Annotated in this window: 26 protein-coding genes; 12 read left to right on the top strand and 14 right to left on the bottom strand. The window is 69.4% G+C overall.

Annotated elements, in window-relative coordinates; translation table 11 throughout:
• Positions 1-103 precede the first annotated feature (103 nt).
• The 3 genes from WA675_RS20625 to WA675_RS20615 all read left to right on the top strand — a co-directional run bounded on the left by WA675_RS20625 (position 104) and on the right by WA675_RS20615 (position 3,005).
• Positions 104-1,897, top strand: a complete 1,794-nt coding sequence (locus tag WA675_RS20625) for an ABC transporter substrate-binding protein/permease (protein ID WP_336086310.1) — start codon at positions 104-106, stop codon at positions 1,895-1,897.
• Positions 1,897-2,622 (top strand): amino acid ABC transporter ATP-binding protein, encoded by a 726-nt coding sequence (locus tag WA675_RS20620; RefSeq protein WP_336086309.1) that lies wholly within the window; start codon positions 1,897-1,899, stop codon positions 2,620-2,622. The genes WA675_RS20625 and WA675_RS20620 overlap by 1 nt, the downstream gene beginning before the upstream one ends.
• An 86-nt stretch (positions 2,623-2,708) precedes the next feature.
• Positions 2,709-3,005, top strand: coding sequence for a hypothetical protein (locus WA675_RS20615; protein WP_336086308.1), 297 nt, complete (start codon positions 2,709-2,711; stop codon positions 3,003-3,005).
• Between the two features lie 257 nt (positions 3,006-3,262).
• On the opposite strand, the gene WA675_RS20610 is transcribed toward WA675_RS20615, so the two are convergent.
• Complete coding sequence (locus tag WA675_RS20610) at positions 3,263-4,528, bottom strand: CHAT domain-containing protein (protein ID WP_336086307.1); 1,266 nt, start codon at positions 4,526-4,528, stop codon at positions 3,263-3,265.
• Positions 4,529-4,711: 183 nt separating this feature from the next.
• On the opposite strand from WA675_RS20610, the gene WA675_RS20605 reads away from it, so the two are divergent.
• The gene (locus WA675_RS20605) at positions 4,712-6,769 is read left to right on the top strand and encodes a PhoX family protein (protein WP_336086306.1); all 2,058 of its coding nucleotides are present in this window, start codon (positions 4,712-4,714) and stop codon (positions 6,767-6,769) included.
• Positions 6,770-6,819: 50 nt separating this feature from the next.
• On the opposite strand, the gene WA675_RS20600 is transcribed toward WA675_RS20605, so the two are convergent.
• Positions 6,820-7,560 carry a glycoside hydrolase family 25 protein gene (locus WA675_RS20600; RefSeq protein ID WP_442945685.1) on the bottom strand — a complete coding sequence of 247 codons (741 nt, stop codon included), beginning with the start codon at positions 7,558-7,560 and terminating at the stop codon, positions 6,820-6,822.
• A gap of 92 nt (positions 7,561-7,652) precedes the next feature.
• On the opposite strand from WA675_RS20600, the gene WA675_RS20595 reads away from it, so the two are divergent.
• Positions 7,653-7,808 carry a hypothetical protein gene (locus WA675_RS20595; RefSeq protein WP_336086305.1) on the top strand — a complete coding sequence of 52 codons (156 nt, stop codon included), beginning with the start codon at positions 7,653-7,655 and terminating at the stop codon, positions 7,806-7,808.
• Here WA675_RS20595 and WA675_RS20590 read toward each other — a convergent pair whose 3' ends face one another.
• Genes WA675_RS20590 through WA675_RS20580 form a run of 3 tightly spaced genes read right to left on the bottom strand, consistent with a single transcriptional unit; the run spans position 7,809 to position 9,972 of the window.
• Entirely contained in the window at positions 7,809-8,036 is a 228-nt protein-coding gene (locus tag WA675_RS20590; protein ID WP_336086304.1) for a type II toxin-antitoxin system RelE family toxin, read from the bottom strand.
• A gap of 34 nt (positions 8,037-8,070) precedes the next feature.
• Positions 8,071-9,411 carry a glucosylglycerate hydrolase gene (ggh, locus tag WA675_RS20585; RefSeq protein ID WP_336086303.1) on the bottom strand — a complete coding sequence of 447 codons (1,341 nt, stop codon included), beginning with the start codon at positions 9,409-9,411 and terminating at the stop codon, positions 8,071-8,073.
• A 54-nt stretch (positions 9,412-9,465) separates the two neighbouring features.
• On the bottom strand, positions 9,466-9,972 hold the full coding sequence (locus WA675_RS20580) for a DUF6069 family protein (RefSeq protein ID WP_336086302.1): 507 nt from the start codon (positions 9,970-9,972) through the stop codon (positions 9,466-9,468).
• A gap of 205 nt (positions 9,973-10,177) precedes the next feature.
• Between WA675_RS20580 and WA675_RS20575 the strand changes: the two genes are divergently transcribed.
• Together WA675_RS20575 and WA675_RS20570 are read left to right on the top strand one after the other, a co-directional pair.
• Positions 10,178-10,867: an SDR family oxidoreductase gene (locus WA675_RS20575; RefSeq protein WP_336086301.1), complete on the top strand. Its 690-nt coding sequence runs from the start codon at positions 10,178-10,180 to the stop codon at positions 10,865-10,867.
• A 154-nt stretch (positions 10,868-11,021) separates the two neighbouring features.
• Positions 11,022-11,801: a polysaccharide deacetylase family protein gene (locus WA675_RS20570; protein WP_336086375.1), complete on the top strand. Its 780-nt coding sequence runs from the start codon at positions 11,022-11,024 to the stop codon at positions 11,799-11,801.
• Positions 11,802-11,804: 3 nt separating this feature from the next.
• On the opposite strand, the gene WA675_RS20565 is transcribed toward WA675_RS20570, so the two are convergent.
• Complete coding sequence (locus tag WA675_RS20565; protein WP_336086300.1) at positions 11,805-12,002, bottom strand: DUF5808 domain-containing protein; 198 nt, start codon at positions 12,000-12,002, stop codon at positions 11,805-11,807.
• Between the two features lie 36 nt (positions 12,003-12,038).
• On the bottom strand, positions 12,039-14,885 hold the full coding sequence (gene leuS / locus WA675_RS20560) for a leucine--tRNA ligase (RefSeq protein ID WP_336086299.1): 2,847 nt from the start codon (positions 14,883-14,885) through the stop codon (positions 12,039-12,041).
• 159 nt (positions 14,886-15,044) lie between these two features.
• Between leuS and WA675_RS20555 the strand changes: the two genes are divergently transcribed.
• Positions 15,045-15,455, top strand: a complete 411-nt coding sequence (locus tag WA675_RS20555; protein ID WP_336086298.1) for an SdpI family protein — start codon at positions 15,045-15,047, stop codon at positions 15,453-15,455.
• An 88-nt stretch (positions 15,456-15,543) separates the two neighbouring features.
• Positions 15,544-15,867, top strand: a complete 324-nt coding sequence (locus WA675_RS20550) for a hypothetical protein (protein ID WP_336086297.1) — start codon at positions 15,544-15,546, stop codon at positions 15,865-15,867.
• Between the two features lie 94 nt (positions 15,868-15,961).
• On the opposite strand, the gene WA675_RS20545 is transcribed toward WA675_RS20550, so the two are convergent.
• From WA675_RS20545 to WA675_RS20530, 4 genes are read right to left on the bottom strand one after another with little or no spacing between them, the layout of a single operon-like run.
• Complete coding sequence (locus WA675_RS20545; protein WP_336086296.1) at positions 15,962-16,999, bottom strand: pyridoxal phosphate-dependent aminotransferase; 1,038 nt, start codon at positions 16,997-16,999, stop codon at positions 15,962-15,964.
• Positions 16,996-18,009, bottom strand: a complete 1,014-nt coding sequence (locus WA675_RS20540; RefSeq protein WP_336086294.1) for a 3-oxoacyl-ACP synthase III family protein — start codon at positions 18,007-18,009, stop codon at positions 16,996-16,998. The genes WA675_RS20545 and WA675_RS20540 overlap by 4 nt, the downstream gene beginning before the upstream one ends.
• Before the next feature lie 2 nt (positions 18,010-18,011).
• Positions 18,012-18,671, bottom strand: coding sequence for an SRPBCC family protein (locus tag WA675_RS20535; protein ID WP_336086293.1), 660 nt, complete (start codon positions 18,669-18,671; stop codon positions 18,012-18,014).
• On the bottom strand, positions 18,668-20,488 hold the full coding sequence (locus WA675_RS20530; protein WP_336086292.1) for a thiamine pyrophosphate-binding protein: 1,821 nt from the start codon (positions 20,486-20,488) through the stop codon (positions 18,668-18,670). Before WA675_RS20530 ends, WA675_RS20535 begins: the two co-directional genes overlap by 4 nt.
• A 143-nt stretch (positions 20,489-20,631) precedes the next feature.
• Between WA675_RS20530 and WA675_RS20525 the strand changes: the two genes are divergently transcribed.
• The 3 genes from WA675_RS20525 to WA675_RS20515 all read left to right on the top strand — a co-directional run bounded on the left by WA675_RS20525 (position 20,632) and on the right by WA675_RS20515 (position 22,999).
• Positions 20,632-21,159, top strand: coding sequence for an EXLDI protein (locus WA675_RS20525; RefSeq protein ID WP_336086291.1), 528 nt, complete (start codon positions 20,632-20,634; stop codon positions 21,157-21,159).
• 74 nt (positions 21,160-21,233) lie between these two features.
• The gene (locus WA675_RS20520; RefSeq protein WP_442945684.1) at positions 21,234-22,220 is read left to right on the top strand and encodes an ATP-binding cassette domain-containing protein; all 987 of its coding nucleotides are present in this window, start codon (positions 21,234-21,236) and stop codon (positions 22,218-22,220) included.
• On the top strand, positions 22,217-22,999 hold the full coding sequence (locus WA675_RS20515) for an ABC transporter permease (protein ID WP_336086290.1): 783 nt from the start codon (positions 22,217-22,219) through the stop codon (positions 22,997-22,999). Before WA675_RS20520 ends, WA675_RS20515 begins: the two co-directional genes overlap by 4 nt.
• Before the next feature lie 46 nt (positions 23,000-23,045).
• Here the strand turns inward: WA675_RS20515 and WA675_RS20510 are convergent, their stop codons facing one another.
• The 3 genes from WA675_RS20510 to WA675_RS20500 all read right to left on the bottom strand — a co-directional run bounded on the left by WA675_RS20510 (position 23,046) and on the right by WA675_RS20500 (position 24,950).
• The gene (locus WA675_RS20510) at positions 23,046-23,741 is read right to left on the bottom strand and encodes a zf-HC2 domain-containing protein (RefSeq protein WP_336086289.1); all 696 of its coding nucleotides are present in this window, start codon (positions 23,739-23,741) and stop codon (positions 23,046-23,048) included.
• Complete coding sequence (locus WA675_RS20505; protein ID WP_336086288.1) at positions 23,738-24,247, bottom strand: sigma-70 family RNA polymerase sigma factor; 510 nt, start codon at positions 24,245-24,247, stop codon at positions 23,738-23,740. Before WA675_RS20505 ends, WA675_RS20510 begins: the two co-directional genes overlap by 4 nt.
• 64 nt (positions 24,248-24,311) lie before the next feature.
• Positions 24,312-24,950, bottom strand: a complete 639-nt coding sequence (locus WA675_RS20500) for a YqgE/AlgH family protein (RefSeq protein WP_336086287.1) — start codon at positions 24,948-24,950, stop codon at positions 24,312-24,314.
• Positions 24,951-25,007 lie beyond the last annotated feature (57 nt).

The following is a 25,007-nucleotide window of genomic DNA, read 5'->3' as shown; positions in this document are numbered from 1 at the left end:
CGCGACGTGACCCCGGCGACACGAGGCTTGCCCGCGTGTTGCCGCTCACCGCCCAGGCGCGTGTACCCTGCGCCGCGCGAGGTAGCGGCTAGGGTCTATCGCCATGGCGAAGGTGCGTGCTGTCCGGACCCGGGCGCGGATCGCCGCGCTGCTCCTGCTCGTCGGCGTGGCCGCGACCGGCTGCGGTTCCGGCGACGACACCGCGAACCGCGACCTGTGTTCCCCACCGGGACCCGCCGCGGCCGCCGCCGCCCCGACCAACCTGGCCGCGGGCGAGACCGCGGGCGCCGACCGCTACACCACCGCCACCACGGTCCCGCTCGACTCGATCGACACCGCCGCGCTCGGCCTGCTCACCCCGGGCAAGCTCAGCGTCGGCACCCTCTCCGACGCCCCGCCCAGCATCTGCGTCGACAGCTCGGGCAGCTTCACCGGCTTCGACAACGAACTGCTGCGCGCGATCGGCGCGAAACTCGGTCTACAGGTGGAGTTCTCGGGGACCGAGTTCGCGGGGCTGCTGGCCCAGGTCTCGGGCAAGCGCTTCGACGTGGGTTCGTCGAACATCACCACCACCGATGCCCGGCGCGAACTGGTCGGCTTCACCAACGGCTACGACTTCGGCTACTTCTCGCTGGTGGTGCCGCAGGGCAGCGCCATCACCGGCTTCGACGACCTCGGGCCGAGCAGCCGGATCGCGGTGGTGCAGGGCACCGTGCAGGACGAATTCGTGGTCAACCAGCTGCATCTGGACCCGGTGAAGTTCCCCGACTACAACACCGCCTACGCGAATCTGAAGTCCGGCCAGGTCGACGCCTGGGTGGCGCCGTCCGCCCAGGCCGAGGGCGCCATCGCCCCCGGCGACGGAATCACCATCTCGCAGAACACCTTCAGCCTCGACAACTTCGTCGGCTACGCCGTCGCCAAGAACAACCAGCCCCTCATCGACGCGCTCAACGCGGGTCTGGACGCCGTGATCGCCGACGGCACCTACGCGCGCCTCTACACCGACTGGGTGCCGCGCGAACTCCCGCCCGGCTGGAAGCCCGGCTCCAAAGCCGCACCGGTACCGCAACTTCCGGACTTCGCCGCGCTGGCCGCCGAACGCGGCCCGGAGGAGGCCGCGCAGTTCGCGCAGAAGTCCACCTTGCAGCAACTCGGTGACACCTTCTTCGATTGGTCGCTGTACCGCAAGGCCTTTCCCGACCTGATCAAGACCGGCCTGCCCAATACCCTGATCCTGGCGGTGGTCTCGGGCGTGCTCGGCACCGTGCTCGGCATGATCCTCGCGGTCATGGGTATTTCCCGCACCCGCTGGCTGCGCTGGCCCGCCCGCGTCTACACCGATATCTTCCGTGGCCTACCCGCGGTGGTGATCATCCTGCTCATCGGTCTCGGGGTCGGGCCGGTGGTCCGCGATATCACCGGCGGCAACCCGTACTGGCTGGGCGCGGTGGCGCTGGCGCTGCTGGCCTCGGCCTATATCGGCGAGATCTTCCGCTCCGGCATCCAGTCGGTGGAGCCGGGCCAGCTCGAGGCCGCGCGCGCCATCGGCTTCGGCTACCGCCAGGCCATGACGCTGGTGGTGATCCCGCAGGGTGTGCGCCGGGTGCTGCCCGCGCTGATGAACCAGTTCATCGCGCTGATCAAGGACTCCTCGCTGATCTACTTCCTCGGCCTGCTGGCCTCCCAGCGCGAGCTGTTCGCCGTCGGCCGCGACCTCAACGCCCAGACCGGCAACCTGTCGCCGCTGGTCGCGGCGGGCCTGATGTACCTGGTGCTGACCATCCCGCTCACCCACCTGGTGAACTACATCGACCGGCGGATGCGCACCGGCAAACCGGCGCCCGCCGCCCCCATCGACCCGGTCGAGACGGCCGTCATCACGGAAGGGCGCTGATGAGTGCATCTTTGACCGGCTCCGGGCTTAATCTCACCCTGGGCAACAACCACATCCTGCGCGGCGTCGACATCCATGTCGAGGCGGGCCACGCGACCACCGTCATCGGCCCGTCCGGTTCCGGCAAGTCGACTCTGCTGCGGGTGCTCAACCGCCTGCACGAACCCGATTCCGGTGACGTCCTGCTCGATGGCAAGTCCGTCCTGCGCGACAACCCCGACAAGCTGCGCCAGCGCATCGGCATGGTGTTCCAGCACTTCAACCTGTTCCCGCACAAGACCGTCGCCGACAACATCGCGCTGGGCCCGCGCAAGCTGCGCGGCCTGTCCGCCGAGCAGGCCAGGGCGCTGGCCGTCGAGCAGCTCGAGATCGTCGGCCTCGCCGACAAGGCCGACGCGCGGCCGGGCGCGCTGTCGGGCGGCCAGCAGCAGCGAGTGGCCATCGCCCGCGCGCTGGCGATGAAACCCGAGCTCATGTTCTTCGACGAGGCCACCTCGGCGCTGGACCCGGAGCTGGTCAAGGGCGTGCTCGCGCTCATGGCCGACCTCGCCGCTGGCGGCATGTCGATGATCGTGGTGACCCACGAGATGGGCTTCGCCCGCAGCGTCTCCGACAGCGTGGTGTTCATGGATCAGGGCGTCGTGGTGGAGACCGGCACACCCGACGCGCTCTTCGACGACGCCCAGACCCCGCGCCTACGCCGCTTCCTCGACCAGGTCCTCTGACCAGGTACGACGGGGTCGCGGCAACCCATGCGCAACTGCTAATGTCGGCATCGTTCCAGCTCCACTGACGAGTACAGGAGAGCACGATGACCACGGCACACGCCGAACATCTCGAACATTCCCATATCCACGGTCCCACCTGCGGACATGTCGCCGTTCCCCACCAGGATCACGTCGACTACGTCCACGACGGGCACCTGCACCGCGAACACGACGGTCACTTCGACGAATGCGAGCCCGCGGCACACGTCGAGCACACCGCGCACGACCACGAGCACGGACCCGGCTGCGGTCACGTCGCGGTCCCGCACGGCGACCACGTCGACTACATCCACGACGGTCACCGTCACGCGGCCCACAACGGCCACTACGACGACCACTGACCGACCTGTAGGACCCCGCGGCCTCGACCACCCGCCCGGCGTGACCACCGCGTCGCCCGGCCGGTGATCGAGGCCGTTCGCTATCGGCGCGCGCCTTGCGTGGAGCTCGGCCGAGTCGCCGCTGACGATCGTCTGCCCGCAACGCAGCAGCGCACCGAGACACACCGACCGGCGGGAGCGCGGCGGCACGTCTCATGGGTCATCCGGTGCGCGGGGGCCTGCTCGATCCGGCGCGGTCGGCTCGGCTGCGGAGGCGCTCAGTCGCTGACGGTGGCGAAGGCCGCCCAGAGCAGGGGGGAGTTCGCCGGGATCGGGTCGGCCTGCCAATCCGCCAGGCGGGCGCGTTGCCAGGCCAGCAGCGTGGGGATGGGTGTGGATGTCTCGTGAGCGGCGTCCACGGCACAGACCGCGGCCTGGAGCGGATGCGTGGTGGTGGCGGTGAGGGTGTGGAAGGCTTGGTCGGTGGGCAGCGGCCAGCGGGTCGCGGTGACCAGTTCGGCACCGGCGGCCAGTGCCGCGTTGGTGAGGCCGAGCGCCTCGGTGAAGCGCAGGTCACCGCCAGTTTCGCAGGCGATGAGCGCGACCCGGCTCGGCATCGGCCACAGCTCGCGGCCCGCCACCGGCGACGCGTCGATGGTGTGGGTGCCCAGCAGCAGGTCCTTGGCCGAGAGCGACCGGTGCGTGCGTTGCGCGGCGGCGAATCCCCTGGTCTCGGCGGTGCAGCTCAGATGCAGTTGCGCGTGTTCGCTCTCGCCGGCGGCGGGCCCGGTGACGTGCCCGACGTAGACGAGCCTGCTCGCCCCGGCCCGCAGCGCCGCCGAGAGCCACGCGCGGTCGGTGTCGGCGCGGCGGAACAGGTCGACCGGATCGTGCGCCGTCGGCATCAGCCGGTCCCCGTAGCTGGCGAAATGCCGGGTCACCGCGCTGTCCGCGTTCGGTCTGCCCAGCACCGAGCCCAGCTCCGAGTCCGCGCGAAACCCCGGCACGCGCGGGTCGAGCACCGCGACCACCGGCAGATCCCGGGTCTTGGACCAGCGGCGCACCGTCCGGCCCTGCGCGCGCACCACCGACACCGGCGCCAGCAGACTCACATCGGCGATCTCGAGCAGCCGCACCCGCGGATCGGGCGCGATGATCTCCCATGGCACCCGGGCCAGCCGGGGCGAGGGCTGGACGCGCAGGTGCGGGCGGATGCCCCGCTGCCGCATCTCGGACAGCTGCACGGCCAGGCCGTAGGGCAGGAGTGTGCGCGAAAGGCGCTGCGCCAGCGCATGTTCCGACACCGGGTCGACGAGCGCACCCTGTGTCATGATCCGCCGCAGTTGCTCGGGGCGCGCGGGATCGGGAACGGCGGCGGTGAGCTGGCGGAGGGCTTCGCGCACCTCGTCACGGGGGAGTGTCGCCACTCCGCGTGCGGCCAGGTCGTCGACCCAGCGCCAGGACACGTAGACATCCCCCGCGTCGGCCATGCGCAGGAGCGCGGTCGGAACCTCGCGATGCGCCGTGCCGCGAGTGCTTCGCATTCGACCAGGTTAACGGCATCGGCGCCCGATCCACCGCGCGGAAATCCGTAACACGTACCGTCGAGGCAAGCCCTGCCGGTCAACGCGTGATGACCCAGTTTTGGTCGGGCGTTCATCTTCGCGTTCCCGGCGCCTCGCCTGGGCTGCTTACCGTGCCGGAGTCCGCACTACCCGGGAGTCACCGTGAGTCCGAAACCGCTCGCCCTGTTCGTCACCCATGACGGGCAGTCGGCACGCGCCGCCCTGACCTGTGAATACAAGTGCGGCAACGCCTGTTTCCACGAGCCGCCGAACACCTCCGACGGCGCCTACTTCGGTGACATCGTGAGCAGCCTCAACCGCCGCGGCCTGATCAAGGGCGGCGCTGCCGCGGTGCTGGCGGTCGGCGCGGCGAGCGTGCTGGCGGCCTGCGGGGACGACAGCTCCGGCGGCGGCGACACCCCGACCGCCGCGGGCACCCCCGCCACCGGCACGGATTTCCCGGCCGTCGCCCCCAACAAGGACGACGCGCTGGTCATCCCCGAAGGCTACGAGCAGCAGGTCGTGCTCCGCTGGGGCGACCCGCTCTTCGCCGACGCCCCCGCCTTCGACTTCGACAAGCAGACCGCCGCCGCCCAGCTGAAGCAGTTCGGCTACAACAACGACTTCGCGGCCCTGCTGCCCATCGAGGGCCAGCCCAACAGCTTCCTGCTGGTGGTCAACCACGAGTACACCACCGGCCCGATGATGTTCCGCGGCTACGACAAGGACAAGCCGTCCGACGAGCAGATCGCCATCACCAAGGCCGCGCACGGCCTGACCGTGGTGGAGGTGAAGGGCGAGGCGGGCAGCGGCAAGCTGACCCCCGTCTTCGGCAAGTACAACCGCCGCATCACCGCCGACACCGAGTTCGTCCTCACCGGTCCCGCCGCGGGCAGCGAGTTCACCCGCACCGGTGCCGACTCCTCCGGCGCCAAGGTGCTGGGCACCTTCGCCAACTGCGCGGGCGGCGTAACCCCGTGGGGCACCATCCTTTCCGGCGAGGAGAACTTCAACGGCTACTTCGCCAACGGCGACAAGGCCGACGACCCGAAGGGCCGCCTGAAGCGCTACGGCCTCACCGAGGGCACCACCGCCAACCGCTGGGAGCGCACCGACAAGCGCTTCGATCTGGCGCAGGAAGCCAACGAGGCCAACCGATTCGGCTATGTGGTCGAGGTGAATCCGTGGGATCCCGCCTCCACGCCGATCAAGCACTCGGCGATGGGGCGGCTCAAGCACGAGGGCGCCTCGATCTATGTCACCGCCGCCGGTGATGTCGTCTCCTACACCGGCGACGACGAAAAGTTCGACTACATGTACAAATTCGTGTCCAAGCGCAAGGTGCAGCCGGGCACCGGCGCCGCCGCCATGCGGCACAACCTGACCATCCTGGACGCGGGCACCCTCTACGTCGCCAAGCTCACCGGCGATCACGCCGATCAGATCGACGGCAGTGGGAAGGTCCCCTCCGACCAGGGCTTCACCGGTAAGGGCCAGTGGATTCCGCTGCTCGAGACCGGCGAGGACGGCCAGGCCAAGTCGCTGGTCGAGGGTCTCAGCGCCGCCGAGGTGGCGGTGTTCACCCGCCAGGCCGCCGACAAGGTGGGCGCCACCAAGATGGACCGCCCCGAGGACTTCGAGGCCAACCCGTTCACCGGCAAGGTCTATGTGGCGCTGACCAACAACGACAACCGCGCCAAGGACGGCAAGCCCGGCGTCGACGAGGCCAACCCGCGCAAGCTGAACAAGAACGGCCAGGTCCTCGAACTCACCGACAACCACACCGGCACCGACTTCACCTGGTCGCTGCTGCTGGTCTGCGGTGATCCGGCCGCCGCCGACACCTACTTCGCTGGCTTCGACAAGTCCAAGGTCAGCCCGATCTCCTGCCCCGACAACCTGGCCTTCGACCCGCACGGCAACCTGTGGATCTCCACCGACGGCAATGCGCTGAAGACCAATGACGGCCTGTTCTCGGTGACCCTCGACGGCCCCCGCCGCGGCGAGACCAAGCAGTTCCTCACCGTGCCCAAGGGCGCCGAGACCTGTGGTCCGATCGTCACCGAACAGCGCGTCATCGTGGCGGTCCAGCACCCCGGCGAGGACGACGAAGCCACCCCCGACAACCCCCAGTCGCACTGGCCCGACGGTGGTACCAGCCAGCCGCGCCCGGCCATCGCGGTGGTCTGGAAGCAGAACGGTGGCCGCATCGGCATCTGATCCGTCCGGCCACGAAACCGCTACTCGACTGGGCGAGTAGCGGTTTCGCGCTAGCTGCTGCCGAACAGGCCGGACATATTGGCGAAGCGCGCGAAATCACCCTGGGCGCCGCTGTAGACATTCACGTCGGTGGCGCCGCCGATGCCGGGGACGCTGCCGCGGTCGGTGGTCTGCCAGAAGGTCCAGGTGGGCCAGCCGCCGGGGACCTCCGGGTGTTCGTTGCCGCTGTAGTCGGCGATCCAGAGGGGATAGCGGGTGAAGGCGGTGGAGTCGGCCATGGCCGTCTTCCAGAAGTTCGGGTAGGTGTAGATGATCGGGGTGCGGCCGGTCAGCGCCTGGAGGGCGTTGAGGTAGCGGTGGGTCCACTCGACCAGGGCGGTGGGGGTCAGGCCACCCGAGGCTTCCAGGTCCAGCACCGGGGGCAGATCCAGCGGGCCGTTCTGCCCGAGCACCGTCGCCGCGTACAGCGCGGCCTGCGGTTCCGGCGGCAGTTCGGGCCGCGCGTAGTGATAGGTCCCCCGCGCGACGCCCGCGGTCCGCATCAGCACGCTGTCCGGCACGAAGTACGGATTCACGTAGTGCAGCCCCTCGGTGGCCTTCACCATCGCGAACTGATGCCCCGCCGCCCGCACCGCGTGCCAGTCGATCATCCGCCCGTCCACGTGCTGCCACGACGACACATCCGGCCCACTCGGCACCGCCTGCGCCACCACCGGCACCATCGCGCCCACCGTGACCACCGCCATCACGGACCCCCGCCGAACCGCCGCCTTCCACCGCTTGGTGTCCATGAGCCACGACCGTAGGTGATCACCGCACCCCTGACCAGCGCCTCGCCGGGGTGTCTACGAATCGAGTCACCGCAGGTCGGCATACTCGCCCTGTGCCCGACGAACCGATCGCCACGGACGACGACCGACGTGTACCGAATATCGGCGGCTATCGCAGCGACAAGCCGCTCTCTGCCGAGGAAATCGACCGGGAACTCCGAACCGCTTGGGCTGATGGCCCGCACCGAGACGATGTCGATCGAGCGTAGTTATGCCCGGTAGATATCGCGACGGTGGTTCACGTCGACGACTGTCACGACCATGCGTTTGTCATCGATGCGATAGATCACGCGGTATGTCCCTCGACGGGCCGAGAAGCGGTCGTCCAGCGGGGGCTGGAGGCGTTTGCCGACGCGGTAAGGATCGTCGACCAACGGGCCGGTCATGAATTCGAACGCGGCCACGGCCACGGTTTCCGGAAGCCGCTCGGTGAGCATGCGGCGAACTGTCGGGCCCGGCTGGTCGACTGAATCAGCCGAGCCAGTCCAGGACCGAGGCGGCGGTCCAGGATTGCTGCATGCTGCCCAGGGGGGCGCCGGTGAAGGGCTCGTAGTATTCGGCGAAGCTGCCGTCGGAGGCTTGGCGCAGGCCCTCGGCGCGCAGCATGTAGGAGCGTTCGGCCCAGCCTCGGCGGGCGAAGGCCCAGGAGAACAGCCAGCTCATCACCGGCCAGACGGGGCCGCGCCAGTATTCGCGGGGGCGGAAGTCCTTGGCGACAGGGGAAGTAGAGGGCGGCAGGGCGTAGCGCAGGTCGGGGTGGCCGCAGAAGCGGGGGCCCTCGAAGGTGGTGAGCAGGGCGCGTTCGGCGGGGCGGGGCAGGCCGCCGGAGAGCAGCGGGGCGAACATGGCCAGGGTCTCGGTGCCGATCCAGCGGCGCAGGCGCACGTCGTAATCGCGGGCGGCGCCGGTGCGTTCGTCGGTGGTGGCGACCACGCCCGCGCGGAAACGCTCGGCCCACTGGTGCAGTTCGCGCACGTCGGCGTGCGGCTGCTTGTACTCCTCGCCGATATCGGCGAGCACCTCGCAGGCCAGCGCGAAGATGGCCGAGACGAACACGTCCTCCACGGCGAAGCTCATCACCGAGGTGAGCTGGAAGTCGTCGTAGTTCGCCCGGCGCATCTGCTCGACCAGCCACAGGTAGCGGTCGTATTCGCGGTCGCTCGGGCGCTGGGTGGGATCGGAGATGATCGCGGTGTCGGCCCGGCGGTACGGCGGAAGATCCGCGCCGGGAACCACATTGGCGTAGGCGCGGTCCCAGCGCGGCGAGTTGTCCATCCCGGATTCCCAGCCGTGGTACAGCGTGATCCGGCCGTTCTCTTTGGGGTCGCGGGCGTGCGCGAGCCAGCGATGCCAGCGCACCAGATCCGGCCAGCGCCGGTTCAGGAACTCCTCGGCCACGGCTCGGGTGGAGCGGCCGTGCCTGCGGGAATGGTCGAGAATGCGCTGCACGGCGATGGCGTGCACGGGCGGCTGGGTGATGCCGGAGGTGTCGGGGCCGTCGGGCGCGTTGGCGGCCAGCTTGCGGCACTCCCAGCGCGCGGGCCCGGGGAAGTAGCCGTCGACGCCGTTGGCGAAGACGATGTGCGGGATCATCCCGTTCTTCCACTGCGCCGAGAGCAGCGTGTCGAGCTCCACCACGGCGCGCTCCACGCTCAGCGGCGCCAGCCCGACCGCGACGAACGCCGCGTCCCAGCTCCACATGTGCGGGTAGAGGCGGGGCGCGGCGCTGGTCATCGTGCCCAGGTCGTTGCCACGCAGCAGATAGGCCGCGCGCGCCGCGAGCTGCGTGGGGGTGAACCCGGGGTCGGTCATCGCTCTATTCTGCGGCCGACCAGGCCGGACGGCATCCCGGCACGGCTGTGACGGTCAGTACCCCGGCCGGGAATCATCGTTCTGGGCGGCCGCGCCGACCGAGCTGAGCATGGTGGTTATGCACAGGCCGACGAGCAGATTGATCACCGCGGTCGCGATCTTGGCGTCCATATCGGCGACCAAGGTGAACGGCAGGATCACCGCTACCGCCGTCACCAGCAGGCAGATCCAGGTGAAGAAGGTCAGCGGGCTGGGCATGGCCAGCAGCAGCACCATGAGCAGCGCGGTCGCCAGCAGCGCGGCCCCGGCGGCGGCCATGGCGTAGGAGGTGGTGGACACCGTGCCGTACGCGCCCGCGCCCTCCGGCGAGAGGATCGCGATGCCGAGCACCCCGCGCACGAGCATGATCGCCACGACGACGAGTAGCGCGGCCACGACGGCGGTGCCGATCCCACCCGCCCAGAGCTTGCCGATGTTCACCGCCGGTTTGGGCGGCTGCTGCCCCTGATTCTGCGGATACTGGGGATTCGCTGGATCGTAGTTGTACCGAGGATCGGTCATACCCCGACGGTACTAGCGACCACCCGTGATCAGCGTCGAAACCACCCAGGTGTCACCCCCCGAATACCCGTATCGCCGGATTTGCCGGAATCCTCCACTCCGGCCGGGTTGGACATGTGATCACCACGCTCTGATGACGGCATCGCCCGAGCGGCCGCCGCCACCAGCGCGTGATGATCTTGATCGAGGCGTTTAGCGTGGGGGCATGACGGTGACCAACACGCCTGCCGCGACGGCCTTGATCACGGGTGCGAGCCGGGGGCTCGGTGCGGCGATCGCGCGGGAACTCGCGCCGACGCACGAGCTCTTGCTCGGCGCGCGCTCGGCCGACGCACTCGCGCCCATCCTCGCCGAGCTACCCGACGCCACCGGCTGGCCGGTGCCGCTCACCGATTACGCGGCCGTCGCCGAGGCGGCGGGGCGGCTCGAGCGGCTCGATGTCCTCGTGCACAACGCGGGGATCGCCGATCTCGGGACGGTCGCGCGGTCCTCGGTCGAGCAGTGGCGAAACACCCTCGAGGTCAACCTGATCGCGGTGGCCGAGCTCACGCGGGTGCTGCTGCCCGCGCTGCGTCGGGCGAACGGCCATGTGGTGCTGATCAATTCGGGTGCCGGGATGCGCGCGCATCCGGGTTGGGGTTCCTACGCGGCGAGCAAGTTCGGCCTGCGCGCCTTCGCCGACGCGCTGCGCCAGGAGGAGCCCACGCTGCGGGTCACCTCGATCTTCCCCGGCCGCATCGACACCGATATGCAGCGTGAGATCGTCGCGGGCGAAGGTCGCGAGTACCACCCGGCGGAGTTCCTCACTCCGGAGACGGTGGCGGCGGCGGTCCGCAACGCGGTGGACACCCCGCGCGACGCGCACCCGACAGAGATCGTGCTCCGCCCGGCGTAATCGTGCGATCGGCGCCGCGAACCGGCGAATACTGATTGGAACGGCATCGATTGCACGAATGTGCCGGGCGCCGGGCCCGGTCGCTCCTCCCGAGTGTTGTGGCCCGCGCCGAAAGCCCTGGTCGGCTAGCCTCGCGCAGGTGGACAGACGTCGAATGCTGGCATTGCTCGCCACAGGTGCCGTGGCGCTGACGGGCTGCGCGACGGCCGAGGGCGAGACGGTCGAGGCTGGTTCCGGAGGCGAGATCCCCGTCCCACCGCCCGCTCCGGCCCCGGCGATGCTGCCGCCTCCGCCCGGCGGTCCCCGGTCGATCATCCCGCCGGGCACCATCACCGCGCTCCCCGGTCACAGCACCAGCATGGCGCTCACCGTCGACGACGGTGCCAGCCCGGAGGTGGTCGGCGCCTACATCCAGTGGGCCAGGGATACCGGCGCCCGCTTCACCTTCTTCGTCACCGGCTACTACGAGTCCTGGACCATCCACCGCGACGCCCTGCGCCCGCTGGTCGATTCGGGCCAGATCCAGCTCGGCAACCACACCTGGGACCATGCCGCGCTCACCAAGCTGAACGCGAGCGGCGTCGCCGACCAGCTCGGCCGCACGAAGACATTCCTGCACAACACCTTCGGCGTCGACGGCACCCCGTTCTACCGCCCACCCTTCGGCTACCACAATGCCGCCGTCGACAAGGTCGCCGCCGACCTCGGCTACACCGTCCCGACCATGTGGTACGGCTCGCTCTCGGACTCCGGGCTGATCACCGAGGAGTACCTGATCGAGTGCGCGCGAAAGTATTTCGCGGCCCAGGCGATCGTCATCGGGCACGCCAACTTCGCCCCGGTGACGCGCTGCTACGGACAGCTCGTGGACATCATCCGCGAGCGCAATCTCTCCCTGGTCACCCTGAACGACGTGCTCGAGGTGCGCACCTGACGCTCAGCGCCGCCAGTGGAACAGGCGGTAGAGGTTCACGTCGTAGCCCCAGCCGAACGCCTTGGGCGTGAACACGCGGGGATCATCGGGATTCCACGACCGGGCCTTGATTCGCGCCCAGGTGGGGCGGCGCCAGTCGTAGGGCATGCCCGCGAGCTTGCCCTGGGGTTCGGGCACCCGCTCGCCGTCGGATTCAGTCATCGGTGCTGCTCCTCACGTCGAACGGGTTTCCCCTGGTCAGGGGACGATATTGACCATCTTGCCCGGGACAACGATCACCTTGCGCGGCGCTTGACCTTCGAGCAGGGCGACGATCTTCTCGTCGGCCAGCGCGGCGGCCTCGATGGCGGCCGGGTCGGCGTCGGCGGGCACCTGGATACGGCTGCGCACCTTGCCCTTCACCTGGATCGGGTACTCGACCGAGTCGGCAACCAGCAGGGCCGGATCGGCGATCGGGAAGGGGCCGTGGGCCAGGGAAGCGGTGTGCCCCAGGCGTTCCCACAGTTCCTCGGCGATGTGCGGGGCCAGCGGAGCCAGCATCAGGACCAGCGGTTCCACGGCGGCGCGGGGGGCGCCGTCGGGGTAGGTCTTGGTCAGATGGTTGGTCAGCTCGATCAGCTTGGCGCCTGCGGTGTTGTCGCGCAGCGCGGCCAGATCCTCGTCCACACCGGCGATGGTGCGGTGCACCAGGCGCAGGGTCTCGTCCGAGGGCGCGGTGTCGGTGGCCTTCGCCGCGCCGGTCTCCTCGTCGACCACCAGGCGCCACACGCGCTGCAGGAAGCGGTGCGCGCCGACGACATCCTTGGTGGACCACGGGCGCGAGGTGTCCAGCGGGCCCATCGACATCTCGTAGAAGCGGAAGGTGTCGGCGCCGTACAGATCGCACATCTCGTCTGGCGAGATGGCGTTCTTCAGCGACTTGCCGATCTTGCCGTACTCCTGGTTCACCTCGATCTCGACGCCGTCGGCGCCGGTCCAGAAGAACGTGCCGTCGCGCTCGACCACCTCGGCGGCGGGCACGTACGCGCCGCGCTCGTCGGTGTAGGCGTAGCCCTGCACGTAGCCCTGGTTGTACAGGCGGCGGTACGGCTCGTTGCCCGAGACGTCACCCAGGTCGAACAGCACCTTCTGCCAGAAGCGCGCGTACAGCAGGTGCAGCACCGCGTGCTCCACGCCGCCGACGTACAGGTCGACGCCACCCGGATCGTTCGGGCCGTGTTCGGCCGGACGCGGGCCAAGCCAGTACTTCTCGTTGGCCTCGTCGCAGAACGTCTCGGTATTGGTCGGGTCCGCGTAGCGCAGCTGGTACCAGGACGAACCCGCCCAGTTGGGCATGACATTCGTGTCGCGGCGGTACTTACGCGGCCCGTCGCCCAGGTCCAGTTCCACGTTCACCCAGTCGGTGGCCTTGGCCAGCGGTGGGGACGGCTCGGAGTTCGCGTCGTCGGGGTCGAAGGTGACCGGCGCGAAGTCCGCCATCTCCGGGAGTTCCACGGGCAGCATGGATTCCGGCAGCGCGTGCGCCACACCGTCTTCGTCGTAGACGATCGGGAACGGCTCGCCCCAGTAGCGCTGACGCGCGAACAGCCAGTCGCGCAGCTTGTACTGCACGGTGCCGGTGCCGTGACCCTCGGCCTCCAGGTGACCGATCATGGTCGCCTTGGCCTCATCGACCGAAAGCCCGTTCAGGAAGCCGGAATTCACCAGCTCACCCTCCCCGGACCAGGCGCCCTCGGTGATGTCGCCGCCGGAGATCACCTCGACGATCGGCAGACCCAGCGTGGTCGCGAACTCCCAGTCGCGGTGGTCGTGGCCGGGCACCGCCATGATGGCGCCGGTGCCGTAGCCGCTCAGCACGTAATCGGCGATGAAGATCGGCACCTGCTTGCCGTCGGCCGGGTTGGTCGCGTAGGAGCCAAGGAAGACGCCGGTCTTCTCCTTGTTCTCCTGACGCTCCAGATCCGACTTCGCGGCGATCGACTTGCGGTAGGCCGCGACGGCTTCCGCCGGGGTGGCCGCGCCGCCGTTGGTCCAGCGGGCCTCGGTGCCGTCCGGCCAGGCGGCGGCGGTCAGCTGGTCGACCAGCTCGTGCTCGGGGGCCAGCACCACGTAGGTGGCACCGAACAGGGTGTCGGGGCGGGTGGTGAACACCTCGATGGTCTCGTCGCCGGGCGCGTCGAAACGCACCTGCGCGCCGCGCGAGCGCCCGATCCAGTTGCGCTGCATGGACTTCACATTGTCCGGCCAGTCCAGCGTGTCCAGGTCGTCGACCAGGCGGTCGGAGTACGAGGTGATGCGCATCATCCACTGCCACATGCGCTTACGGAACACCGGGAAGTTGCCGCGCTCGCTGCGGCCGTCGGCAGTGACCTCTTCGTTGGACAGCACCGTGCCCAGACCCGGGCACCAGTTCACGATCGAATCCGACTGGTACACCAGGCGATAGGAGTCGATCAGCGCGCCGCGCTCGGTGGCGCTCAGCGCGTTCCAGTCGCCCTCGGGCACCGGGCGCGCGCCGGAGGCGAACTGCTCTTCCAGCTCGGCGATCGGGCGGGCCCGACCCGCCTCCTGGTCGTACCAGGCGTTGTAGATGCGCAGGAAGATCCACTGCGTCCACTTGTAGTACTCGGGATCGGTGGTGGCGAAGGAACGCCGCGGATCGTGGCCCAGGCCCAGCCGGTCCAGCTGACGCTGCATGGTGGCGATATTGGACTCGGTGGTCACCCGGGGGTGCGCGCCGGTCTGCACCGCGTACTGCTCGGCGGGCAGGCCGAAGGCGTCGTAGCCCAGCGCGTGCAGCACATTGCGGCCGTGCATGCGGTGGTAGCGGCCGAACACATCGGTGGCGATGTAGCCCAGCGGGTGGCCCACGTGCAGGCCCGCGCCCGAGGGGAACGGGAACATGTCCTGGATGAACAGCTTGTCCGCGGGCGTGTCACCGGCGAGCGGCCCGACCGGGTTGGGCGCGTGGAAGGTGCCGCGCTCGGTCCAGTTCTGCTGCCAGCGCCGCTCGATCCGTCCCGCCAGCTCGGCGTTGTACCGGTGCTGAGGTACGTCACTCTCGGTGATACGAGTGTCCTGCACGGTCCTGCCTTCTTGTTCTCGCCGATCCCCGGTAAACATCGTCTAACAGGGTAGATCGTCGGTGCCAGCCGTTTTCCCACGACCCGCGCGGTGTGTGGGCGGTCACCTCGGTGGGGAGCGCTCGATCCGGGGGTGGCGCGGGTGCGCTAGCCTGCAGGAATGGTCGTCGTCGTCGCTCTCCTGTTGTTCGCGCTGGCCGCGGTCGCCATCGTGACCGGTGTGCTCGGACTGCTCGGCAAGCTGCCCCGCAACCGTTTCCTCGGCGTCACCACCGAGGCCGCCCTGCACAGCGACGACAACTTCCGCATCGCCAACCGCATCGCCGCCCCCACCTCGGTCGGCGCGGGCGCGCTGCTGTTCGCCGGTGGGCTGGTCGCCCTGATGGCGGGCGGGCTGGCCGCGGTCGGTGTCGCGGTGGTCGTGGCCGTGATCGCGGTCTTCACCCTCGGCGCGGGCGCCAACGCGGCGGCGCGGGCCGTCGAGCCGCTGCTGCCCCCGGCGCCGGTCGGCGGTTGCGGCTCCTCCTGCGGTGGCTGCTCGCTGCGGGAGACCTGCGCCCCCGCCAACTGATCCGCCTTCCCCGGGCCACCTGTTATCGGTGGCTGATCAGGCTGGTCTTCGGGTACAACGGAGACAGGTATCTGAACGGGGGAAGTTCATGAAGATTCTCATTGCGTCGGTTGTCGTCGTGGTGCTCGTGGTGGTCATCAATCTCGTGCCACCCGCTGTCGGGGGTCTGATCCTGCTCGGCGTGGCGGTGCTGCTGCTCGCCGCGGGCGTGTGGGCCGTCATCCAGTACAAGCAGCGGCCGAAGACGCGGCGGCAGCGCTGGCGGGCCGGGTCGGGGGCCGCGGGTGGGACCGGTGCGGCCGCGAGCGGCGGCGGGTTCCTGTGGTTCGGCGGCGGTGGCGGCGACAGCGGTGACAGTGGCGGCGGAGGTGGTGGCTGCGGCGGTGGCGGGGGCTGCGGTGGCGGCGGCTGACGCGCCGTGGCGGATGGTCCGGCCACCCGCCACCGCTCGGGTCAGCGGGTGCCGAGGTACTCGATGTAGCCGGTGCCGCTGATCTCGATCAGACCTACCGCGGGGGCTCGGAGTGGTGGGGTGTGGTGAGGGCGGTGTGGACGGCTCGGGTGGCGGTGGGGGTGCCGATGGCTATGCGGACGCTGCCGTCGGGGTAGGGCTTGGCTTTGATGCCTGCGCGGCGGAGGGTGGTGGCGGTGCCGGGGCCGGGGATGTAGAGGAAGTTGGCGTGGCTTTCGGGGGTTTCTATGCCGGTGGCGCGCAGGGCGCTGCGGAGGCGGGTGCGTTCGTGGGTGATGCGGGCGACGCGGTCGAGGAGTTCGGGTTCGGCGGCGTAGCTGGCGCGGACGGCGGCCACGGCGGCGGTGGGGACGCCGAAGGGGAGTTGCTGGTGGCGGATGCGGTCGATGAGGGGGGAGCGGCCGAGGCAGTAGCCGATGCGCAGGCCCGCCAGGCCGTAGGCCTTCGAGAAGGTGCGCAGGATCAGCAGATTCGGGTGTTTGCGCAGCAGTTCGTGGATGTCGAGGCGGGCGGTGGGGGCGAGGAATTCGACGTAGGCCTCGTCGAGCAGGACCGGGATCTTGCGGCCGACGGCGGACAGGAACGAGCGGACGGCGGCGGCGTCGAGCAGGGTGCCGGTGGGGTTGTGCGGGCGGCACACCACCACCAGCTGGGTGCGGCGGTTCACCGCGCGGCGCATGGCGGGCAGGTCCTGGTTGCCCGCCGCGTCGAGGGGTACGGGGACCAGGGTCATCCCGGCCATGTCCGCCAGCACCGCGTAGCCGTCGAAAGTCGGTGTGGCACTGACCAATTCGCCAGTTCCCAGCGCGCGCATCACCTGGAGGGCGACCCCGGTGGCGCCCGCGCCGACCACCACCTCGTCGGGGCTCATACCGAGATGCTCGGCGATGAGTCGCGGTAGCTGCTCGGGCAGGAACTCGGGATAGCGATTGGCCGATTCCAGCGTTTCGCGCACCGCCTCGATGACGGAAGGCAATGGCGGAAACGGGTTCTCACTGAGGCCGAGGTCGAACCGGGTACTCCCGGCGGCGAAACGCCGTGACGGGATGGTGGGTTCGGCGAGCAGAGTCATCGGGCCGCTCCCCACCGCACCGCCGCCGCACCGGCGAAATCGCCCGCGTGCGCGAAGGCCGACATCAGCACCACCGAGCCGTTGCGCAGACGGCCCGCCCGGTTCTCCACGTCGAGGGTCACCGGAATGCCTGCGGCGAAAAGGTTTCCGCACTGATCGAAGGTGTCGGGATGCCGGTCGGCGGGGAGTTCGAGCGCGTCGGTCCAATTGCGCAGGAACAGCCGGTTGGGCTGATTGGTGACGAAGGTGTCGATATCGCGGCCCTTCACCCCGATGTGCCCGCACACCGCCAGCGCCACCTCCGGGACCAGGCGATTGCCGCGCGCGAACACCTTGGTGATCTTCGATTCGGTGAAGCTCACACAGCCCTGGCCCTCGCCGGGCTCCCAGTACTTGCGCGGGCCGTTGGTGGAGAAGTCCATATCACCGGCGAACTCGGGGTAGGTGCGGCATTCGATATCGAGGATCGGTGCCGAATCATCCTTGCGCAGCAGGCCGATACCGCAGCCGTCGCCCGGCACCGGCGCCTGGGCGAGCTTGCGGATCTCGGGCTGGGTGAAGACCGGACCGGCGCAGTTCTGGGTGGCGACGATGAGCGCCGTCTTCGCCTCGCTGGTGGCCATCATCATCCGGGCCAGTTCCATCATGTGCACGAAGGCCGCGCAGCCGCCGTTGTGCACGTCGAGCACATGGGTGGGGTGCGCGCCGAGGCGCCGGGCCAGCTCGGGGCCCGCGCCCATGACGGGATTGTCGGGGAGCTGGGTGTGCGTGATGAGGATGTCGATCTCGGCCGCCAGGCCGTCGCCGTGCCGCTCGCGCAGCGGGGCGTAGGCGCGTTCGGCCAGGTCGACGGCGGTGTCGTCGCGGGAGATGTGGTGACGCCCGGTCGGCGAACGGAACATCACGTTCTTGGCCATGCGCTCCGACCGCGAGTACTGGGTGAAGTAGTCGGTCGGGACCGGGTCGCCGGGCAGGTAGCTCGCGACATCGACCAGGCTGACCGTCGGCATGTTCACTGCATCCACTCCGGCTTGACGGGCAGCCCGTGGGCCGCGCGGTATTCACAGATGGCCTTGAGGTTGTCCAGCTCGAGCTGGTGCCCGGCGGAGAACATCTCCCAGAAGTCGCCCACCCACACCGGGCGCTTGGGCGGCGCCGTCTCGGGATAGCCGTTCTCGTCGTAGAACGGGTGGCGGCAGTTCACCCACAGCACCACCGAGCCCGGCTTGTTGAACACCACCTGCGCGTCGACCACCCGCATCAGATAGATCATCCACAGGTGTTCGGACTGGTCCCAGGCGCAGTGGTAGTCCACGGTCATGGCCTCGGGATGGGCGACGGTGCGGGTGTAGCACTTGGTGGTGTCGCCGAGCCGGTCGTAGGACAGCCACAGGCCCGGCTCGTCGGTCTCGGTGAAGCCGCGCAGGCTGTAGGTCCACTCCTCGAGCGAGCGGGTATCGGCCAGGTACTCGAAGACCTCCCGCGGCGGCGCGGCGATATAGGTCTGCACCGGGCAGTACTCGCCGAAGATCTGGTCGTGCGGATACACCGACCGCAGCATGTCCATGATGATCGGCGTGGTCGCCTCGCGGTCGGAGTTCTCGATGCGCAGCACACCGGGCACCACCTGGTCGGGGATGTCGCTGAGTGCGGGCAGGGCGCTGGTCGTCACGGTGTTCTCCTCGCGGATTCGATGGTCGACAAGAAGGGCTGGAACGGCGGGACTTCGTCGGGGTCGCAGAGGATTTCGAGGAAGGCGGGTCCGTCGGCGCCGAAGCCGTCTCGCAGGGCGTCGGCGAGATCGTCGGCGTGCTCGACGGTGTGGGTGCCGAGCCCGGGGAACATAGCGGCGATGCCCGCGCCGATGCGGGCCGGGCGAAAACGGTTGAAGCTGTAGCGGTCTCGATAGAACAGCTGTTCGCGGGTGACGCACATGGCGTGCGCGTTGTTGTTGAACACCACGAAGGTGATCGGCAGTTCGTGCTCGACGGCGGTGTGGATCTCCATGCCGTGCATGAAGAACGCGCCGTCCCCGGCGATCACGACGGTGCGGTGCTTGCCGTCGCGGCGCGCGAAAGCGGAGCCGATCCCGGCGCCGAACGCGTAACCCATCCCGCCCATCCCGAGCGCCACCACGAAACGCCCGCCGTCGGGGACTCGCAGATGATGGACGACCGAGGCACCGGTATTGCCCGCGTCGGCGAAGACATCGGCGCCTGCGGGTAGCGCGGCCTGGATCGCTTCCACGACCGTGCGATAACGCAGGCCCGGGCCGTGAGATTCGGGAACCGGGAGCGGTGTGGGCCCGCTGGGTCCGGGGGTCGGCGATGGGGCTGGCCGCACGCGGCGGCTGTCGAGGCGGGGGAGGAGTTCGGTGAGGGTTGCGGCGAGGTCTGTGCTGGTCAGGTGGGTTGCTGACAGGAATGGAGGGAGGGCGCCGATGCTCAGCAGGGGGAGGTCGGCGAGGGCGGATTCGAGCCCGGCGCGGGTGGTCACCGGGAGGCGGGTGCCGATCAGCAGGCAGACGCTCGCCGATCCCAGCGCCTCGAGGAGACCGGGATGGCCCATGCTCCCCGCCACGCCGCGATACCCGGGGTCGGTGTTCGGGTAGACGTCCTTGGCATCCGGAGCCAGCCCGATCGACGCGCCGAGAGCGTCCACGAGGGCGGCCAGTTCGCGGCGGGCATTGTCACGGGCGACCTGGTCACCCGCGATGACGACGACTGACCCGCCGAGCAATCGGTCGACGAAAACACTGTCGATGCGGGGGCCGACAACCGTGTCCCGCGAGCGAGCCGCCCGCCCAGATCCCGCGAATCCGCCTGTGCTGTCGAGCGGAGCACGGCCGTCGATCGGCGTGACGTTGGTGGGCGGCTGCTCCCGGTGCGTGTCGATGGTCGAGGCTCGCGAGAGCGTACTGGTGGACTGTCCGAGGTCGGCGCCGTTTCGGTTGACGGCGGGCGGTATCGGTTGCTGTTGAATATCCTTCGGCAGTAGCAGGACTGCGGGTCCGCCTGTCTCGGCGGCGGTGATGGCGGCAGCGAGCTGGGCGGGTAGGGCGGCAGGGTCGGTGACCCGTGCGCAGTAGCGGGTGATGGTCGCGAAAAGTGCTTGTGCGTCCAGTGATCCGGCCAATCCGCTCGAATCCTGAAATGCCCCATGCCCTTCCAGCGCGGTAGGCGCCTGGCCGATCAGCGCGAGGACCGGTACCCGGGACGCGTATGCCTCGGCCAGTCCGGCCACCAGGTTCATCGCCCCGCCGCCGGAGGTGGCCGCGACCACGCCGAGGCCGTTGGTGCTGCGGGCGTAGCCATCGGCCATGGTGGCGGCGGAGAACTCGTGTTTGGCGACGATGCCCTCGGGGCGGCCGCCCGCGTCGAAGAGCGCGTCGTAGAGGTCTTCGATATTGGCGCCGTCGACGCCGAAGATCTGGGTGATTCCCCGGTCCGCCAGTTCCCGTACCAGGTAGTCCACCACTCGGTCCGGCATTCGGCACTCCCTCACGCGGCGACTCTCGGACGGCCTGTGGGCCGCCTTCATCGGGTACTACGGGCCGCGCGCGGGGGTGGTTCACCGGGACGAGGAGAATTCACCTCTTGTGTGTACGTATACATCTACGTATAGTCATGGGCATGCCCAACAAGACGATCTACGTGGCCGACGACGACCTGCCCCTGTTCCAGCGGGCGCAGGAACTCGTCGGCGGCAATCTCTCCAGCACGGTCGTCACCGCCCTGCGCAAGCTGATCCACCTGGAGGAAGGCCGCGAGGCCGGTTTCGAGGAGATCGTCTTGCAGGTGGGCCGCGACGGCGTTCGCCAGGTGCGGTTCCAGGGCTCACTGCTGGGTGAATGGCAGGAGATGAGCGACAAACAGGTCCGTCAGCTGGCCGTCTACCGCAGCCGCAAAGGCAAGATCGTGCTGCACACCCACACCGCGGTCTGGACCGACTATCCGACCGGCCCTGCCGCTGGCGACATGACCGAATGGAAATACTGGCGCCGCTTCTTCGGCATCGGTGACCGCGCCTTCGACTGGGGCGACTACGAATACGAGATCCTCGACGACGTCGCCGCGGTGAAGGATCGCATCCCCGACAAGCTCTACCGCAAGGTCGCCGACATCGTCGACCACCCGCAGATCGAGGAGCTCGACATCTAGCTCCCCGCACCCGACAACCCCACCACGGCCCCCGAGGGGGCACGTGTCGATAACTCATGCACTTATTCGCAGCTATGAATGTACTTCTCTGGAACTGGAAAGGGACGACCATGGTCAACTCGGCCATCACCGCACGGGGTCTGCGCAAGACCTACGGCGACCACACGGTCCTCGACGGCATCGATCTCACCGTCGCCGAGGGCACAGTCTTCGCCCTGCTCGGCCCCAATGGCGCGGGCAAGACCACCACCGTGCAGATCCTCACCACGCTCATCGGCGCCGATGACGGCCGGTGCGCGGTCGGCGGCCACGATGTGGTGGCCGAGCAGGCGGGCGTGCGCGGGCTCATCGGCGTCACCGGGCAGTTCGCCGCCGTCGACGAACTGCTCACCGGCCGCGAGAACCTGCACATGATGGGCGATCTCCACCATCTGCCCCGCCGCGCGACCCGCGAACTGGCGACCGACCTGCTGACCCGCTTCGACCTGGTCGAAGCCGCCGACAAGCCCGCGGGCACCTATTCCGGCGGCATGACCCGCAGGCTCGACCTGGCCATGACCCTGGTCGGCGAGCCACGGGTGATCTTCCTAGACGAGCCGACCACCGGCCTGGACCCGCGCAGCCGCCGGGCGATCTGGGAGATCATCCGCGGCCTGGTCGACGACCTGGGCGTCACCGTCTTCCTCACCACCCAGTACCTCGAGGAGGCCGATCAGCTCGCCGATCGGATCGCGGTGCTCGACCACGGCCGCATCGTCGCCGAAGGCACCGCGGCGGAACTGAAACGGCTCGTCCCCGGCGGCCACATCCGCGTCGACTTCGCCGACCGGGCCGCGCTGGACGCGGCGCGGCACGCGCTCGGCCCGGCCGCACGCGTGCTCGACGGTGGCGACGGGCTCACCCTCGCCGTGCCGAGCGACGGCGGCGTGCGCTCGCTGCGCGCGGTGCTCGACCGGCTCGACGCCGAGAACATCGAGGCGGGTGGCGTTTCCGTGCACACACCGAACCTCGATGACGTTTTCCTCACCCTCACCGCCACCGAACAGGAGTCCCTGGCATGAGCGTCCAGACCCTCACCCCGAATCACGCCCTCGCCGACACGCTGACCATGTTGCGGCGCAATGTGATCCACGCCAAGCGCTACCCGAGCATGGTCTTCGGCATCCTGGTGATGCCGACCGTGCTGCTGCTGGTGTTCAACTTCGTCTTCGGTGGGGCGCTGGAGAAATCCTCCGGCGGTGAGTACATCGACTATCTCGCCCCGGGCATGCTGCTGTTGCTGCCCGCGTACATGACGGTGTCGGTGGCCGTCTCGATCGCCACCGACAAGAGCAAAGGCATCGTGAATCGCTTTCGGGTGATGGCGATCTCGCAATCGGCCATGCTCACCGGGCATGTGCTCGGCGCGCTGGTGCAGGCACTGGGCGGCATGGCGATGATGACCGGTGTCGCGCTGCTGATCGGCTTCCGGCCGAACGCCGACCCGGTGGAATGGATCGCCGCCCTCGGCCTGCTCACGCTGGTGACCTTCGCCTTCAGCTGGCTGGCCATCGCGCTCGGGCTGCTCTCGCCGACCCCGGAAAGTGCCAGCAACACACCGTTTCCCATCGTGATGATGCCGTTCCTCGGCAGCGGCCTGGTGGCCACCGACACCATGCCGGTCGGCCTGCGGCAGTTCGCCGAGTACCAGCCGTTCACGCCGATCACCGAGACGCTGCGCGGGCTGCTGATGGGCACCGAGATCGGCGCCAACGGCTGGGTGTCGCTGGGGTGGTGCGCGGTGATCGCCGGTGGCGGGTACCTCTGGTCGAAGTCCATCTTCCGTAAGCAGACCGCCTGACCGAAGCCGAGTCCGGTCGTCCGTAGGGCGACCGGACTTCGCGCGTTCAGATCTCGGCCAGCAGGATGGTGCGGCCGGAGTCCATCGAGGTGATCTCGACGGTCTCGATCGACTCCGGGGCCGCGTCGATCGTGCGCTCGACGGTGAGCTCGGTGCCGGGCCCCGCGGGCCACTGGTCCAGCTCCAGCCGCTGTTCGCCCGCGGTGACCACCAGGCCGTAGGTCCAGGTGTAGCCGGAGCCGTAGGCGCTGGGGGCGTAGCGGCAGGTGAGCACCAGGCGGGTGCGGTCGCCGTCGCGCAGCAGTCTCATCTCCGCGCTGACCGGGGTCTGCTCGACGGGCCGCAGCTGCTGGGCGGCCACGACCTGCGCGGTGGACGGGTCCGAGCGCGCGACCGTCATGGTGACCGGCACGGCGATGGCGACGGCGGCCGCCGCGGCCGCGACCGCGCTGCCGATTCCCAGCCACCGGCGGCGCTGCCGCTTGCGCTGCGCGGCCGCCGCCAGCGCGGGTAGCAGATCGGGGACCTGGGTGGGTGGCGGTTCGGGGGCGATCATGGCCAGCGCGGTCTCGCGCTCGACCAGGGCGAGCATGCCTGGCAACCCGGACAGCTCGGCCACGGACTGCTGGCAGTGACCGCAGTCGAGCAGGTGCGTCTCGTACTCCCGCCGTTCGGTGGCGCCGAGCGAACCGAGGACATAGGCGGCGTCCCAGGTGCTGTACTCGTCGGCGAGATCGGTCATCGGTTCGTCACCCCCATCTCCTGTAGTGCCAGGCGCATCGCGCGCATCCCGTAGTGCAGGCGCGACTTCACCGTGCCCGGCGGAATGCCCAGCTCGTCGGCGATCTGCCGCATGCCGAGGCCGCGGTAGTAGGCCCGCACGATCACCTCGCGATGGTCGACGCTGAGCGTGCTCAGCGCGTCGGCGACCAGCCAGCCGTCCAGGGCGCGATCGGACTGGTCGGGGCTGACCTGCTCGGGCGGGGTGTCGGTGCCGAATTCGCGGCGGTGCCGGGCGCTGCGATGCTCGTCGACGGCGAGATTACGGGCCACGGTGAACAGCCACGCGCGCGGGGAGGTCTCGGTCTGCTCGAGCACCGCGGGCCGCTGCCAGGCGCGCAGCAGGGTCTCCTGCACGATGTCCTCGGCTCGGCCGGGATCGCGCACCAGGCCGAGGGTGAAGCGCCACAGCGCGGGCGCGTGCTCGGCGTAGAGCGCGCGCATCAGTTCGTCGCGACCGTCGTCCATCGCCGGTCCGGGTCACTGCTCGATATTCATGGGGTCACTCCGCTCTGTCGATGGAGTAACGGGTTCAGTTGCGTTCGAGTTCAATCGGGTGGGTGGCCAGCAGGGCCAGCGGCAGCGGCTGGCGGCGCAACACGCTCGCCCACAGATCGTGCTGGTCGGTGGCCAGCGGGTCGCCGGGCAGGGCCGAGACCACCAGCCAGTCGTCGTTGTCGAGCTCGCCGCCGAGCTGACCCATCGACCAGCCCGCGTACCCGGCGAAGATCCGGATGCCCTCCACCAGCGGGCCGATCTCGGCCGGATCGGCGTCCAGATCCACCAGCACCACCCGTCCGTCGACGCGGCGCAGCCCGCGCACCTCGCTGATGTCGGCGCCGGTGCGCAGGGTGGCCAGGCACAGCGCGGCATCGCGTTTCACCGGGCCGCCGATGTAGAGATCCGTCGGGGAGGCCGCCAGGTCGGCCCAGTCGGGCAGCACATCGGCCACCGGGGTCTCGCTGGGGCGGTTGAGCACCACACCGAGGCTGCCCGCGTCGTTGTGCTCGATCACGTACACGACGGTGCGCCGGAAGGTCGGCTCGACCAGGTCGATCGCCGACACGAGCAGATTGCCCGCCCGGACGCCCCGCGCGGGCTGTCCGGGTCGCCGGTCGTCCCCGCGCCCGTCGCGCGTCCGGCGTTCGTCCGGGTCGTCTCCGCGTGCCACCGAGCCATCATCGCATTGCCACGGTGGGTCGCGCTTCCCACGGACCGGTCGGAACGG

It is taken from the genome of Nocardia sp. SSK8 (genome assembly GCF_037034205.1).
In the GTDB taxonomy this organism is placed as follows: Bacteria; Actinomycetota; Actinomycetes; order Mycobacteriales; family Mycobacteriaceae; genus Nocardia.
The sequence above is the reverse complement of the archived record's forward strand: the minus strand, read 5'-3'. Positions and strand labels throughout refer to the sequence as shown.

What these genes read in the sequence shown, in the direction of transcription:
- WA675_RS20510 (WP_336086289.1), bottom strand. Translation starts at nt 23,741, where the DNA reads ATGACCGATCTCGCCGACGAGTACAGCACCTGGGACGCCGCCTATGTC.
- WA675_RS20565 (WP_336086300.1), bottom strand. Translation starts at nt 12,002, where the DNA reads ATGACTGAATCCGACGGCGAGCGGGTGCCCGAACCCCAGGGCAAGCTC.
- WA675_RS20580 (WP_336086302.1), bottom strand. Translation starts at nt 9,972, where the DNA reads ATGACCGATCCTCGGTACAACTACGATCCAGCGAATCCCCAGTATCCG.
- WA675_RS20550 (WP_336086297.1), top strand. Translation starts at nt 15,544, where the DNA reads ATGAAGATTCTCATTGCGTCGGTTGTCGTCGTGGTGCTCGTGGTGGTC.
- WA675_RS20590 (WP_336086304.1), bottom strand. Translation starts at nt 8,036, where the DNA reads ATGCTCACCGAGCGGCTTCCGGAAACCGTGGCCGTGGCCGCGTTCGAA.
- WA675_RS20520 (WP_442945684.1), top strand. Translation starts at nt 21,234, where the DNA reads ATGAATGTACTTCTCTGGAACTGGAAAGGGACGACCATGGTCAACTCG.
- WA675_RS20620 (WP_336086309.1), top strand. Translation starts at nt 1,897, where the DNA reads ATGAGTGCATCTTTGACCGGCTCCGGGCTTAATCTCACCCTGGGCAAC.
- WA675_RS20545 (WP_336086296.1), bottom strand. Translation starts at nt 16,999, where the DNA reads ATGACTCTGCTCGCCGAACCCACCATCCCGTCACGGCGTTTCGCCGCC.
- WA675_RS20600 (WP_442945685.1), bottom strand. Translation starts at nt 7,560, where the DNA reads ATGGACACCAAGCGGTGGAAGGCGGCGGTTCGGCGGGGGTCCGTGATG.
- WA675_RS20555 (WP_336086298.1), top strand. Translation starts at nt 15,045, where the DNA reads ATGGTCGTCGTCGTCGCTCTCCTGTTGTTCGCGCTGGCCGCGGTCGCC.
- WA675_RS20610 (WP_336086307.1), bottom strand. Translation starts at nt 4,528, where the DNA reads ATGCGAAGCACTCGCGGCACGGCGCATCGCGAGGTTCCGACCGCGCTC.
- WA675_RS20530 (WP_336086292.1), bottom strand. Translation starts at nt 20,488, where the DNA reads ATGCCGGACCGAGTGGTGGACTACCTGGTACGGGAACTGGCGGACCGG.
- WA675_RS20525 (WP_336086291.1), top strand. Translation starts at nt 20,632, where the DNA reads ATGCCCAACAAGACGATCTACGTGGCCGACGACGACCTGCCCCTGTTC.
- WA675_RS20625 (WP_336086310.1), top strand. Translation starts at nt 104, where the DNA reads ATGGCGAAGGTGCGTGCTGTCCGGACCCGGGCGCGGATCGCCGCGCTG.
- WA675_RS20615 (WP_336086308.1), top strand. Translation starts at nt 2,709, where the DNA reads ATGACCACGGCACACGCCGAACATCTCGAACATTCCCATATCCACGGT.
- WA675_RS20540 (WP_336086294.1), bottom strand. Translation starts at nt 18,009, where the DNA reads ATGCCGACGGTCAGCCTGGTCGATGTCGCGAGCTACCTGCCCGGCGAC.
- WA675_RS20570 (WP_336086375.1), top strand. Translation starts at nt 11,022, where the DNA reads ATGCTGGCATTGCTCGCCACAGGTGCCGTGGCGCTGACGGGCTGCGCG.
- WA675_RS20515 (WP_336086290.1), top strand. Translation starts at nt 22,217, where the DNA reads ATGAGCGTCCAGACCCTCACCCCGAATCACGCCCTCGCCGACACGCTG.
- ggh (WP_336086303.1), bottom strand. Translation starts at nt 9,411, where the DNA reads ATGACCGACCCCGGGTTCACCCCCACGCAGCTCGCGGCGCGCGCGGCC.
- WA675_RS20575 (WP_336086301.1), top strand. Translation starts at nt 10,178, where the DNA reads ATGACGGTGACCAACACGCCTGCCGCGACGGCCTTGATCACGGGTGCG.
- WA675_RS20505 (WP_336086288.1), bottom strand. Translation starts at nt 24,247, where the DNA reads ATGGACGACGGTCGCGACGAACTGATGCGCGCGCTCTACGCCGAGCAC.